This is a genomic window from Trinickia fusca (assembly GCF_003628145.1).
In the GTDB taxonomy this organism is placed as follows: Bacteria; Pseudomonadota; Gammaproteobacteria; order Burkholderiales; family Burkholderiaceae; genus Trinickia; species Trinickia fusca.
The window spans coordinates 662,795-674,855 of record NZ_RBZV01000002.1 but is presented as its reverse complement, the minus strand read 5'-3'; the positions used below and the strand labels follow the sequence as shown (position 1 = coordinate 674,855).

Annotated in this window: 13 protein-coding genes and 1 tRNA gene; 5 read left to right on the top strand and 9 right to left on the bottom strand. The window is 63.6% G+C overall.

Translation table 11 applies throughout. The annotated features are described in order from the left end of the window. Window positions 1-76: 76 nt before the first annotated feature. Window positions 77-619: a gluconokinase gene (locus tag D7S89_RS07820; protein WP_121277042.1), complete on the bottom strand. Its 543-nt coding sequence runs from the start codon at window positions 617-619 to the stop codon at window positions 77-79. Window positions 620-785: 166 nt separating this feature from the next. Between D7S89_RS07820 and gntR the strand changes: the two genes are divergently transcribed. Further along, a complete protein-coding gene (gene gntR / locus D7S89_RS07815) occupies window positions 786-1,814 on the top strand; it encodes an HTH-type transcriptional regulator GntR (protein WP_121277041.1) in 1,029 nt (342 codons plus the stop codon). A 15-nt stretch (window positions 1,815-1,829) separates the two neighbouring features. On the opposite strand, the gene D7S89_RS07810 is transcribed toward gntR, so the two are convergent. Next, a complete protein-coding gene (locus tag D7S89_RS07810) occupies window positions 1,830-2,840 on the bottom strand; it encodes an alpha/beta fold hydrolase (RefSeq protein WP_147426613.1) in 1,011 nt (336 codons plus the stop codon). Window positions 2,841-3,009: 169 nt separating this feature from the next. Between D7S89_RS07810 and D7S89_RS07805 the strand changes: the two genes are divergently transcribed. Genes D7S89_RS07805 through D7S89_RS07790 form a run of 4 tightly spaced genes read left to right on the top strand, consistent with a single transcriptional unit; the run spans window position 3,010 to window position 7,882 of the window. Beyond that, window positions 3,010-3,381: a DUF805 domain-containing protein gene (locus D7S89_RS07805; protein WP_147426612.1), complete on the top strand. Its 372-nt coding sequence runs from the start codon at window positions 3,010-3,012 to the stop codon at window positions 3,379-3,381. Window positions 3,382-3,398: 17 nt separating this feature from the next. After that, window positions 3,399-5,624, top strand: a complete 2,226-nt coding sequence (locus tag D7S89_RS07800) for an FAD-binding protein (RefSeq protein ID WP_121277038.1) — start codon at window positions 3,399-3,401, stop codon at window positions 5,622-5,624. Further along, window positions 5,621-6,700 carry a hypothetical protein gene (locus D7S89_RS07795; protein WP_121277037.1) on the top strand — a complete coding sequence of 360 codons (1,080 nt, stop codon included), beginning with the start codon at window positions 5,621-5,623 and terminating at the stop codon, window positions 6,698-6,700. The genes D7S89_RS07800 and D7S89_RS07795 overlap by 4 nt, the downstream gene beginning before the upstream one ends. Before the next feature lie 45 nt (window positions 6,701-6,745). Next, a complete protein-coding gene (locus D7S89_RS07790) occupies window positions 6,746-7,882 on the top strand; it encodes a hypothetical protein (RefSeq protein WP_147426611.1) in 1,137 nt (378 codons plus the stop codon). Window positions 7,883-7,914: 32 nt separating this feature from the next. On the opposite strand, the gene D7S89_RS07785 is transcribed toward D7S89_RS07790, so the two are convergent. The 7 genes from D7S89_RS07785 to tolB all read right to left on the bottom strand — a co-directional run bounded on the left by D7S89_RS07785 (window position 7,915) and on the right by tolB (window position 12,037). Next, window positions 7,915-8,205, bottom strand: coding sequence for a helix-turn-helix domain-containing protein (locus D7S89_RS07785; protein ID WP_121277035.1), 291 nt, complete (start codon window positions 8,203-8,205; stop codon window positions 7,915-7,917). 40 nt (window positions 8,206-8,245) lie between these two features. Further along, on the bottom strand, window positions 8,246-8,665 hold the full coding sequence (locus tag D7S89_RS07780; RefSeq protein ID WP_121277034.1) for a type II toxin-antitoxin system HicB family antitoxin: 420 nt from the start codon (window positions 8,663-8,665) through the stop codon (window positions 8,246-8,248). Between the two features lie 74 nt (window positions 8,666-8,739). Further along, window positions 8,740-8,919, bottom strand: coding sequence for a type II toxin-antitoxin system HicA family toxin (locus D7S89_RS07775; RefSeq protein ID WP_121277033.1), 180 nt, complete (start codon window positions 8,917-8,919; stop codon window positions 8,740-8,742). 309 nt (window positions 8,920-9,228) lie between these two features. Next, a tRNA-Lys gene (locus D7S89_RS07770) sits at window positions 9,229-9,304 on the bottom strand. A 142-nt stretch (window positions 9,305-9,446) separates the two neighbouring features. Beyond that, window positions 9,447-10,196 (bottom strand): tol-pal system protein YbgF, encoded by a 750-nt coding sequence (gene ybgF, locus D7S89_RS07765; RefSeq protein WP_121277032.1) that lies wholly within the window; start codon window positions 10,194-10,196, stop codon window positions 9,447-9,449. Between the two features lie 25 nt (window positions 10,197-10,221). After that, the gene (gene pal / locus D7S89_RS07760; protein ID WP_121277031.1) at window positions 10,222-10,725 is read right to left on the bottom strand and encodes a peptidoglycan-associated lipoprotein Pal; all 504 of its coding nucleotides are present in this window, start codon (window positions 10,723-10,725) and stop codon (window positions 10,222-10,224) included. A gap of 19 nt (window positions 10,726-10,744) precedes the next feature. Beyond that, a complete protein-coding gene (tolB, locus tag D7S89_RS07755) occupies window positions 10,745-12,037 on the bottom strand; it encodes a Tol-Pal system beta propeller repeat protein TolB (RefSeq protein WP_121277030.1) in 1,293 nt (430 codons plus the stop codon). Between the last annotated feature and the right edge of the window lie 24 nt (window positions 12,038-12,061).

Sequence of the window (12,061 nt, the reverse complement as noted above, 5' to 3'; positions counted from 1 at the left end):
CCTCAAAGTTCCGGAGCGGCCGGAATCGAATGACTTAGCGGGGGCGGCCTGAGCGCTTCCGTGAGATAGCGCTATCTCAACAGGCCACGACAAATTGCGTAGCGGGGCCGGCCTCCTCGTACCAGGCGAGCGCACGCGCGACGATGGCGTCGACCGGGTGCGAGGCGTCGAGGCTCAGCGTCAGCGGTTCTTTGGCGGGCGGCTCGAGATCGGCGAACTGGCTGTCCACGAGCGAGACGGGCATGAAGTGGCCCGAGCGCTGCGCCATGCGCGTCAGCGCCTGCTGTTTGTTCACCTCGAGATAGACGAAGCCGAGCGAGGCGCCGCTCGCGCGCAGCCGGTCGCGATAGCGGCGCTTGAGCGCGGAACAGGCGAGCACGGGACGCTCGCCGGCTGCAGCTGCGCGCGCGAGTTCGGCGGCGAGGCTGTCGAGCCAGCCGATGCGGTCGCCATCGGTCAGGGCGATGCCGCGTGTCATCTTCTCGACGTTGGCGGCCGGATGAAAGGCGTCGCCTTCGATGAAGCGTCCGCCGATCGAGGCGGCAAGCGCGTGTGCGATGCTCGTTTTGCCGCAGCCGGCGACGCCCATGACGACGAGCGCGGAAAGGGACGGGTGCATGAGGTTGGACCTCCACTGCGTGGCTCGGAAATGCAAAGACAGCGCTATCTCATGAGCCTGAAAAAAATGCGACCATGTGGCCGCTGGGGCTTGCTCCAGCAGGCTTCATCGGCAAACGTCGTACACATTGCGGGGCCGCTGGGATAGCGCTATCCTAGCCTACATCATGACGGCTTCGACACCCAGGAAAACCCGCGCCACAGGGCGCCCGACACTCGAAGAGGTCGCGCGGCGCGCCGGCGTCAGCACGATCACGGCGTCGCGCGCGCTCCGCGGGCTGGCGTCGGTGGGCCCCGAGTACGTTGCGCGCGTGCAGGAGGCGGCGCGCGCGCTCAACTACGTCGCGAATCCGGCCGCGCGCGCGCTGGCTTCGGCGCGCAGCGACGCGGTGGCCGTGCTGATCCCATCGCTGACGAACAATGTCTTCACGGATGCGCTCGAGTCGATTCATGCCGTGCTGCGCCCGCGCGGCTTCGAAGTGTTGATCGGCAACACGCACTATTCGCGCGATGCCGAAGAAGATCTGATTCGCCATTACCTGGCTTCGCCGCCGAGCGGCATGATCGTCACGGGTTTCGATCGCACCGAGACGGCGCGCCGGCTCATCGATGCGAGCGGCGTGCCGTGCGTGCACATGATGGAGCTGGCCGAGGCGGCCGGCGTCTATTGCGTGGGCTTTTCGCAAGCCAGCGCGGGCGAGGCCGTGGCCGAACATCTGCTGGCGCGCGGTTGCCGGCGCAATGCGTTCGTCGCGGCGCAACTCGATTTGCGCATGATGCAGCGGGGCGAAGGCTTTCGTCGCGTGCTGCAGCGCAAGGGTCTTTACGACGCCGATCTCGAAGTGCTGACGCCGGCGCCGTCGTCGATCGGCCTCGGCGGGCAGCTGTTCCTGCAGTTGATGGAACGCCGGCCCGACGTCGACGGTATCTTCTTCGGCAACGACGACCTCGCGCAAGGCGCGCTGTTCGAGGCTTGCCGGCGCGGCATGCGCGTGCCCGAGCAAGTGGCGATCGTCGGCTTCAACGACCTGGCCGGCTCGGCCGACTGCGTGCCTCGCCTGACGACGGTGCGCACGCCGCGTGCCGAGATGGGCCGCACGGCGGCGGGCCTGCTGTTGTCGCTGATCGACCGCGAGCCGCCGTCGCGGCCGGCCGTCGACCTCGGTTTCGAACTGATCGTGCGGGAGAGCGCTTAGCCGCGTCCTTCGTTCTTAGTTCTGCGCGGTTGGCGTCGCCGGGTGCCCCTGCGCGAGGAACGCAAGCAGTGCACGGTCGAAAGCCGCGTTGTCCTCCACATGCGGAATGTGGCCGATGCCGGGCAGCGTCTTCAAGGTGGCATTCGGCAGCAGCTTCGCGAGCCGCTCACCCTCCGCCAGCGGCGTGACCGAATCGGTTTGCCCCCAGATCACGGCCACCGGCATCGTTAGCGACGCGTACTGTGCGCTGCGATTGCTGCGGCTGTGGCCCGGGTCTCCCAGGAAGGCGCCGAGCCAATCCCCGTACGCATCGGTCGTGCCGCGCTGCGAGAGCGGGCGTTGATAGACGTCGACCACTTGCGGCGTCAGCGCGTCGTGCCGCGACGTGAACCGGTCGAGGAACCAGCCTGTCATGAACGGATTCGTGGCAGTCGCCGCGATCAACGCATGCCGCAGTGGCGGCACCTCGAGTGCACGCATCGCCATGCCCGGCGCCCGCGCGGCGGGGGGATCGAGTTGCAGCGCGACATCGACGAACACGGCCGCGCTAAAGCGCGACGGCTGCGTCATCAGCGCCTCGACCGTTGCGCGACCACCGAACGAGTGGCCGACGAGCACCGCCTTCGACACGCCGAGGGTATCGAGCGCGCCCAGAATGCGTGCGGCCTGATGCTCGGTGTCGTAGGCGTTCGCGGCCGCGGCCGGGCGGCTCGTGTAGCCGAACGGCGGCAGGTCGATCGCGATAGTGCGGTAGCCGGCGCGCGCGAGGGCGTCCATCGTTGGAAGCCAGGTCGCGCTCCATGCGCCGACGCCCGAGACGAACACGATCGGCTCGCCCGAGTCGGGCCCACGTTGCTGGATCAACATGTCGACATCGGCGGCGCGCACGAAGCGCGCGCCGGCCGGGGCCGCAGCTTGCGTATCGCGCTCGCGCTGATGGGCGGCCCAGGTTGCCGCGGCGAGCGTGCCGGCAACGGCAAGCGTCACGACGGCTGCTGCCATCGCCAGAACCTTGACTGCTTTCACTTTGAATCGATCTCGTATGTGCCGTATGGTTGAATATGCCCAATCGCGTCGCAAAATAGCGCCGTTTTACCAATAGTCAACTTGCGACTTTGCGATTGGCGGCAATTATAATAACCAGCGAATTTTGCCGGCACTGCGGCAACAACTCAATCAGGACCGCAAAAAGAAGATGTCTTTCATTTCACTGTTTTCGGCGTTCTTTCTGACGCGCGGCCGTATCGGCCGGAGCGAATGGCTGACGCGGCTCGTTATCGCGGCGCTTACGTGCGCGGCATTCGGCAGCCTTGCCGGCACGACGTTCGGCGAGCGCGGCGAGGATTTGTTCGCGGTGCTGTTTATCTGGTGCGCGGTAGCGCTGGCGATACGGCGCTTGCACGACGTCGGCCGTCCGGGTACGGCGCTCTTTATTGTCGTCGTGCCGATTCTGGGGCCGGTCTGGATACTGATTCAATTGTTCAAGCGCGGCCTCGCGCATCCGAATCGTTTTGGCACCGATCCGGCCAGCCGTGACGATTACCTTCAAGTCAACATTGCCGAGTGATGCCAGGCCCCAGCGATATGCCCACAGTCAACGACGTCACCCAGCTCAACCGGACTCCCGTTTTTTCGGTCGTCTCGCCCACGACCACGCAAGAAGTCGTCGATACGCTCGTGCGTACGAATCTGCCAGTCTCGACCGGCGGCGGACATTTCAGCATGGGCGGCCATACGGCCAGCCCCGGCACGCTGCACCTCGACATGCGCAACATGAACCGCGTGATCCGCTTCGATCCGCACGCGGCCGTCATTCGCGTGCAGGCGGGCATCCGCTGGTGCGACATTCAGCGCTTCATCGATCCGCACGGCCTGGCCGTGAAGATCATGCAGACGTACGCGAATTTCACGGTCGGCGGCGCCTTGTCGGTCAATGCGCACGGCCGCTACATGGGGCTCGGGCCCGTCGTGCTGTCGGTGCGCGCGATTACGCTCGTGCTCGCGAACGGCGAGGTCGTCGAAGCGACGCCGACCGAGAACGCGACGCTCTTTTACGCGGCCATCGGCGGCTATGGCGGCATCGGCATCATCGTCGAAGCCGAGCTCGAGCTCGTGCCGAACACACGCGTCGCACGCAGCGACAAGAAGATGCGCACCGAGGATTACGCCACGTGGTTCGATGCGAACGTGCGTGGCCATCGCGACATCGTCTTTCACAACTTCGATCTGTACCCGCCCAGCTATGAGCGCGGGCGCGCGGTCAGCTGGACCGTCACCGACGAGCCTGCGACGGAGCCTCGCCTGCAGCCGCTGAGCCGGGGCTTCTGGGCCGCGAAGTATTTTCTGTGGGCCATCACCGAAACACCGCTCGGCAAGTTCCGTCGCGAGTATCTGTACGATCCGCTGATCATGCTCGGCAAGAAGGTGCACTGGCGCAACTACGAGGCCGGCTACGACGTGGCCGAGCTCGAGCCGTTGAACCGGCGCAATCGCACCTACGTGCTGCAGGAGTACTTCGTGCCGGCCTCGGCCGTCAGCAGCTTCGCGAGCGCGATGGGGGCGGTGCTGGCCCGTCACAACGTGAACGTCGTGAACATCTCGGTGCGTCACGCGCTGGGCGACAACGGGACCGTCATGGCATGGGCGCGCGGCGAGACGTTCGCGTTCGTCCTCTACTACAAGCAGCGCACGCGCGAGAACGCGAAGGAGCGCGTGGCCGTGTGGACGCGCGAGCTCATCGACGCCGTGCTCGAGCGGGGCGGCACCTACTATCTGCCCTACCAGCTGCATGCGACCGACGAACAGTTTCATCGCGCGTACCCGCGTGCGCGCGAGATGTTCGCGCTCAAAGCCGACCTCGATCCGCATTACCGGCTGCGCGGGGCGCTGTGGGATCGCTACTATGCGCCGCTGCTCGATGGCGGCGCGCGGGCCGCGCACATGGCACAAGAGGGGGCGGCGGGCTCGCTGTTCGGTTCGATCTATCGCGATGCGCGCCAGTCGGACCGCTTCTATTTGTTCCTGAAGAACGTCTTCAACGTGCTGCCCGAGGACCGTTTGCACACGCTGATCAAGACGGAAGCCGCCAAGCATCGCGACGACGAATCGATTTATCGCGGCATTCAGGCCGGACTCAAGTCGATCACGCCGGCGCTCGCGATGCTCACGCATGCATTGCCGTCGCTGGCCACGCAAAAGACCGAGATGGGGCGGCAGGCGGCGACGCTGCTCGGCGACGTCGAGTTGCGCGATTACGTCGAGATCGGCACGACGGGGCGTTACGTGCGCGCGCTGCGCAAGCATCTGCGCCTGAAGGGCAGCGTGACGCTCGTGCATGACGTGGCGCCCGGCATGAGCCCCGTCGACATCGTCGAACGCGGCCAGGTGCGCAATATCGGCGAATACGTACCGCTCGACGATTACGCGCCGATTGCGCTGCCTGCGCAAAGCGCCGATCTCGTGAGTTGCTTCATCGGCTTGCACCATATGGCGCCGTCCAAGCTCGCGCCGTTTCTCGCGTCGATCGCGCAGATCGTGCGGCCCGGCGGCTATTTCATCGTGCGTGACCATGACGTGAAGACGCCGCAGATGGACGCGTTCGTGTCGCTCGCGCATACCGTGTTCAACGCGGGGCTCGGCGAGACCTGGGAGACCAACCAGAAGGAACTGCGTCAATTCGGCAGCATCGACGACTGGATCGCGCGCATCGAAGCGGCAGGCTTCCGTCATACGGGGCTGCGTTTGCGGCAGGAGGGCGATCCGTCGGACAACCTGCTGTTGGCGTTCGTGCGCCACGGAGAACGCGCATGAGCCGGCGTTGGCGAGTTGGGCTTGCCGCCATCGCGGCGGCGGCTGCGTTGACGACGCCGTGGGCGTGGGGCGCGGTTTCGGCTTTGGGTTCCGGCGCCGCGCAGGAAAGTGCGGTGCCGCCCGACGCGCGGCGTGGCGCCGAGCAGACGCTGCTGACGTTTCCCGAGTGGTACCTCGTGCACAGCCCGGCCGAGTACGCGCGGATCGTCGCCGTCAAGCCGCCGCAGGCATTTCCGTTCATCGGGCAGGTCGGCCAGCTGTGGTCCGCGTATGCGACGGTGACGCGCGAGCAGATGCGCCGCGACTATCCGTTCAACGCCGGCTATCACGTGATGATCTGGGTCATCGCGACGAGCACGACGGCCGAATATGCGCTGCGTTCGGTCTACGAAAACACGCTGGGGCGCGTGAGCTGGCTGCTCGACGGCGCTCGGCTGACCGACGAAGATCGTTATGCCGCCAAGGCCGCACAGGAGTACGTCGACTTCATTCGCCAGGAGCCGTGGTATCTGTTCGACTTCACGTCGCGGCTCAAGCACTTGTGGACCGATGTGCCGATGACGGGGCCGGGCATGGTGCGCAAGTGGGAGCGGCGCTATGCGTTGACCACCGAGTATGCGATCAAGGCGGTCTACGGCAAGCTGATCGAGAAGGCGACGCGCGCGGCCTACACGCCCGCGTTGATGACGACCGACGTGGTGGTCGAGCAGCTGCCGCAGACGTGGGCGCCGCCGCCGCGCGTCGAGGTGCTGCGCCGCTTGCCCGATGGTCGTGCGCTGCTGTCGCTGCCACGTTATTTCGATTTCCGCCTTGCGGCGACGACGCTGGCGCAGCAGGGTGTGCGCATCGTCGACATTGCGGGCAACGGCGACAAGTCGCCGATTCTCGTGACGGTTTGGGCGAACGACGATGCGAATCCGCAGAAGGGGGATTGGCAAGTGCTGTTCGAGCAGCCGCTCACGATGCCTGCTCATGCGCGGCGCCTGGGGCTGCTGATGCCCGTCGGCCGGCTATCGACGTTTCTGGCCGATGCGCCCACGATGGGCTTTACGCCCGAGCACGTGTACGACTATTGACCTGACCTTACGAGTGGGAGGGACGTTGCGATGCGATGGCAGTCGATGGTTTCTCTTCTCGCGATATGCGCAGTCACAGGGGCCGCGCATGCTGCAGATGCTTCGGATTCCTACGTAGGGACATTGGGCAAGTCGGCGATCGTGTTGCGGCTCTACGAGTTCGATCATGCGCGCGTGGGCCGTTACTTCTATCGTTCACAGGGTGTCGACATCGGCCTCGTTCAAGCGGGCAAGCCCGGGCAGTTCGTCGAATGTCCGCTCGATGGTGGCAACGATGAACCGAAGACCTGCGATGCGCCAACGGGTTACTGGACGCTCAGCATCGAAGGCGATGTCGTGAAGGGCAACTGGCGCAAGACGGCAACCGCCGCGCAGACGCTGCCCGTCGAGCTCAAGCGCGCCGCTGTGACGTGTGACGTGCACTTTGACGCGCATTCGGACAGTGAGCGCGCTTACGAGTGCTTGCGTAGCGAGGCGCCGACGCAAGTGATGGCGCGCAATGGGCATAGCGATGACGGTGCGATCGCCTGGCAGTTCGTCCGCGAGAAACGTAGCGGCGCGATGATGGTGCAATTGAGCGCAGCGCCCGATCGGGGCGCGATGGATGCCGTCAATGCGTCGCTGGAGCGGGGCTTTCGTGAGGACATCAGCGAGGCGCTCGCTTCATTGCCGGGCGGCAGTACATCGTGTGACTCGAAGGTGAGCTTCGCGAACGCGCGCTTTTTCACGGTCGACGAGACCTGTGGCTGGGACTGGCCGGGCGCCGCGCATCCGTCCAGTTCGTGGCACTCGACGACGTACGATTTGAAGACGGGTAAGGCGCTGGACTGGAGCCGTATCTTTCGCTTTCCGCCGGCGGACACGAAGACCTTCGACTACGCGAAAGGCGACGATCTCGTCTCGATGGTGCTGCGCAAGGCCTCGCAGGAAAGCGGTGGCAGTGAGGACAGCTGCTTGACGCAAGGGCTGGCGAGTTACGAGTGCAAGGGCACCCAGTGCACGAACTGGGCCCACTACGGCGACAAGACCTGGGCCGGCATGCTTGAACTCGCACCGCGCAAGGAGGGGCTCTTCGCCGCGCTCTCGTACTCCGAGGCGGATCGGCCTTGTCGTGGGGAAGGCGTGACGCTGCCTTGGAAGGATGTGCGCAAGGCGATGGTGGCGCCTGTTGGGATGCCGTGAGGGGTGGCGGGGAATCCCGATGCCGAAGGCCTTCAGAAATCGAGCTGGGCCGCTGTAATGCCAAGCGCTGCAGCGATCTTCTCCCGTGACGATTTGCGCAGACGCTCGCTGTTTTCCTGCTGTGCATAGGCGGATTGGCTAATCCCGAGTCGTTCAGCCACTTCCGCTTGCGTGAGGTCAAGGTGCTCGCGCCACGCGCGCAGGGGCGTCGCTCCGTCGACGGTACGACTGACAACTTCGTGCGGGATCAGGTCGCGATTTTCGCGCTGATCCGCGATGTATCTTGCGGTGAGGGGGATCGCCGATCGGTGCTGTTCGGTCATGTCATTAGATACAGACGTGCTTGGCGATCTCTGTTTGCTATCAAACGACGGAAACATCCAGCCGTTTGCCGAGCTTTTCAAAAGCGCGTTCGATCGTATCGAGCTTTGACGAATGCCGCGGATCGAGCAGGCGGTCGATCTGCGGCATGTGCAGCTCGAGACGCCGTGCCAGTTCGGCCTTGCGCACGCCTTGGCGCACCATTTCGTTGGCGAGGAGCACTTTGGCGGTAACAAGGGCAGGGAGGGTAACCGTCCGTTGTCCCTTACGTGCCTTCGATGGTGCCGGTACTTCTCGTTTTTCATCGAAGTAAATCTCGATGGCGCTTTCGAGTGCATCGAGTGCGTTGAGCAACGCTTCGTCCTCGTCGTCGCCGACGGACGCCGCTTCGGGAATATCCGGGAAAGTCACGAGCAAGGAACCGTTCGTGTCTTTTTCGAGATGGACAGGATAGCTGTACATAGTTCGCGTTTCGTTAGCGATTCAACCGGGGGAGGAGTTGGTGTTCGAACTGTAGCCTCTATAGGGCTGCTGGCCTACTTGAGCCCTAAGTCCTTCTTGATCTTTTCCACAAGTCCCTTACCAATCTCTTTTGCGCCGTGGTCGGGGAAAATCGTTGATCGACCATTGAGCGTGACGCGAAAGTGGCTGCCGCGAGCAGGTTTGAATTCGGCCCCCTGCTCACGAAGCCATCGCCTGAATTCGCTGTACTTCATGCGTTCTTCTGGAAGATCAGAATGAGTTAAATATGCAACATAAATGTTGCGTTTGCAAGTGAGTGTACAACATATTTGTTGTGATGGCGTGGCTGAGGCTACCACCGAAGATGCGAGAGCAGACGGTCGGCCTGAGTGGGTTTGATGTGTGACCGCGTTGTAGCGGACAGGACATGCTTTGCGCGGCAGGCGAGGTAAGTGGACGGTACCTTCGCGCAAGGGCTCGGTGGGAATCGATGTCGAATATCGATTTAGGGAGGGCAAAGAAAAAGGGCTTAGCATCTCTGCTAAGCCCTTTCCTTGTGTCTTTGGTAGGCCGTACGGGATTCGAACCTGTGACCAACGGATTAAAAGTCCGCTGCTCTACCAGCTGAGCTAACGACCCAAAAGAGGCAAAATTATAGCGGGAGCTTCGGGCGCATGTCAACCGCAGACTGCGCACCGCAAAAAAGAAAAGCCCGAAGCGTTGAACACACTTCGGGCCTTGCCAGCGAAACCACCGGCGCTTTCCAGTGCTCCCGCTTACCTTACTTGATCTGCGAGAGCTTGGTCTGCGCCGTTTGCGCTACCGTCGAATTGCCGTATTGCGAGACGATCTGCTGCAACGTCTTCCGAGCCGCGGCCTTCTGGCCCAACTCGAGTTGGTTGTTCGCGATCGCGAGCAGCGCTTCGGGGGCGCGCGGGTGCTGCGGATAGTTCTTGGCGACGTTCTGCCAGGTCGCCGTCGAGCCCTTGTAGTCGTGCAGCGCATATAGCGCGTTGCCGAGCCAGTACTGCGCCGTCGGCTGATAGGGGCTCTGCGGGTACTTGGAGATGAAGTCGCGGAACGCTGCCGTCGCTCCCTTGAAGTCGCCGTTACGGAACTGCTGCGACGCCGCGTTGAACGCCTCCGTTTCGCCGGGCTGCACCGTACCCTCCACACCGTCGACCGTTTGCTGCTGCGGCTCGAACTTCTTGAGCCGCGTGTCGAGATCGGTGTAGTAGTCCTTCTGCTGCTTCTGCAGGGTCGTGACCTGGTTCGTCAGATCCTCGTTCTGCCCACGCAACGTCGCGATCTGTTGGTTCAACTGATCGATACGGTTCGACTGATCGAGAATCGTGCGCTGCGCGGCGGCGAGCTGGCTCGCCATGTTCTCGGTCTTGCTGCGCAGATCGAGAATCGCCTGGCGGGCCTGATCGTCATCGAACAAGCCCGCGTGCGCCGGCCCGGCGACGAGCGCCGAAGCGGCCACGCATGCGGCTGCGGTACCTCGCAGCCAGGAAAAACGGTGCGTCATACGCGTTGTCACCCGTTACCGTGGTTTATTGATAGAGGATATCGGAGCGGCGGTTTTGCGCCCACGAAGCCTCGTCATGACCCGTTGCCACCGGCTTTTCCTTGCCGAGGCTCACAGCTTCCACTTGCGAATCGGCCACGCCGTACGTCGCCAGTGCGCGACGCACTGCTTCCGCACGCTTCTGACCCAGCGCGAGGTTGTATTCGCTCGTACCGCGCTCGTCGGTGTTGCCTTGGATCAGGATGTGGCGATCCGGATGGCCCTTCAGATATTGCGCGTGTGCTTGCAGCAGCGAGGTGTATTCCGACTTGACTTCATAGCTGTCGAAGTCGAAGTAGACGCTGCGCTTGGCCAGCGGGCTGTTCGGGTTGTTCAGTTCGTCAACCGTGACCGGTGCGACTGCGGTCGGGCTCGGCTGCGTGCTGACAGCGCCTTGCGTCGGGTTTTCGTTGACCTTGGTGCCCGAGCTGCAGGCGGCCAGAACGCCCACGATCAACACCGCAAACGCTGCACGAAGTTTGGACATCATTTCTTACTCTCCTTGTGTGTTATTGCATAAACGGACCCCAGGACGGCTCGCGTACGCTGCCGCCTGGAACGGACAGGATTTGCCGCGTCCGACCGTCGGTCGAGACAGCAGCCAACACGCCACGGCCGTTCACCTGAGTGGCGTAAAGGAGGTACTGACCATTCGCCGCGAAGCTCGGCGATTCGTCATGTGTCGTGTCGGTCAGCGCCGTTGCGACGCCGCTTTGCAAATCCTGATCGTAGAGCTTGAACGCACCGCCGACGCGCGAGATGTATGCGAGGTCCTTGCCGTCGGGACTCACGCGCGGGCTCGTATTGTAGTTGCCCGTGAACGTCACGCGTTGTGCCGGGCCCGAGCTTTCGCCGTGCACCGACATGCGGTAGATCTGCGGCTGACCGCCGCGATCGCTCGTGAAATAGATCGATTGACCGTCAGGAGAGAAGCATGGCTCCGTGTCGATCGTACTGCTTTGCGTCAGGCGGCGCAGGCCCGAGCCGTCCGCATTGACCGCGAAGATCTGCGTGTTGCCGGTGCGCGAGAGCGCCACGGCGAGCGTGCGGCCGTCAGGCGACCAGGCCGGCGCGCTGTTGTTGCCCTTCTGGTCGGAGATGACGACGCGACGCCCCGTGGGCAGGTCGTGCACGTAGACGATCGGCTTCCTGCGCTCGAACGACACGTAGGCGACCTTCGTGCCGTCCGGCGACCACGCCGGCGAGATGATCGGCTCGGGGCTCGAGAGGGCCACGTGCACGTCTTGCCCGTCGGAATCCGAAATCTGCAGCTGATAGCGGCTGCCGTTCTTGATGACGTACGACAGGCGCGTGGCAAACGCGCCGCGCGTGCCGAGCAGCTTCTGGTAGATGTAGTCGGAGATCTTGTGCGCCGTCATCCGCAGACCGCTATCGGGGCTCGTCAGCGACAGGCCGCCGAGGCTTTGCTGCTTCACCGTGTCGTACAGCCGGAAATTGACCTGGTACTGGCCGTTCGCCAGCCGCGTGACGCTGCCGGCGACGAACGCGTCCGCGCCTTTCGTCTTCCAACCGCTGAGGTCGACGGAGTCGGTTTCCGATACGGGCGCGCTACCGGCGTCGACGTTGGCGAACTTGCCGCTGCGTTGCAGGTCGTCGCGCACGATCTGGCTGATGTTCTGCGGGGAATTCTGCTGGCCGGCAAAGTTTGCCGTGGCGATCGGGAATTGCGTCGAACCGACACCCGTCACGAGAACGTTCAGTTGTGCCTGCGCCACGCCGCTTGCCGCGATCAAACACGACGTCAACAGCGTTCTCAGGCCTAGCTTCGTCATCAAACTCATGCTCAAAAAATCCTGAAACAAGAA

Bases quoted from the DNA above. Each gene is read 5' to 3' on its own strand.
- D7S89_RS07820 (WP_121277042.1), bottom strand. From the start codon at position 619: ATGCACCCGTCCCTTTCCGCGCTCGTCGTCATGGGCGTCGCCGGCTGC.
- gntR (WP_121277041.1), top strand. From the start codon at position 786: ATGACGGCTTCGACACCCAGGAAAACCCGCGCCACAGGGCGCCCGACA.
- D7S89_RS07805 (WP_147426612.1), top strand. From the start codon at position 3,010: ATGTCTTTCATTTCACTGTTTTCGGCGTTCTTTCTGACGCGCGGCCGT.
- D7S89_RS07800 (WP_121277038.1), top strand. From the start codon at position 3,399: ATGCCCACAGTCAACGACGTCACCCAGCTCAACCGGACTCCCGTTTTT.
- D7S89_RS07795 (WP_121277037.1), top strand. From the start codon at position 5,621: ATGAGCCGGCGTTGGCGAGTTGGGCTTGCCGCCATCGCGGCGGCGGCT.
- D7S89_RS07790 (WP_147426611.1), top strand. From the start codon at position 6,746: ATGGTTTCTCTTCTCGCGATATGCGCAGTCACAGGGGCCGCGCATGCT.
- D7S89_RS07785 (WP_121277035.1), bottom strand. From the start codon at position 8,205: ATGACCGAACAGCACCGATCGGCGATCCCCCTCACCGCAAGATACATC.
- D7S89_RS07780 (WP_121277034.1), bottom strand. From the start codon at position 8,665: ATGTACAGCTATCCTGTCCATCTCGAAAAAGACACGAACGGTTCCTTG.
- D7S89_RS07775 (WP_121277033.1), bottom strand. From the start codon at position 8,919: ATGAAGTACAGCGAATTCAGGCGATGGCTTCGTGAGCAGGGGGCCGAA.
- ybgF (WP_121277032.1), bottom strand. From the start codon at position 10,196: ATGACGCACCGTTTTTCCTGGCTGCGAGGTACCGCAGCCGCATGCGTG.
- pal (WP_121277031.1), bottom strand. From the start codon at position 10,725: ATGATGTCCAAACTTCGTGCAGCGTTTGCGGTGTTGATCGTGGGCGTT.
- tolB (WP_121277030.1), bottom strand. From the start codon at position 12,037: ATGAGTTTGATGACGAAGCTAGGCCTGAGAACGCTGTTGACGTCGTGT.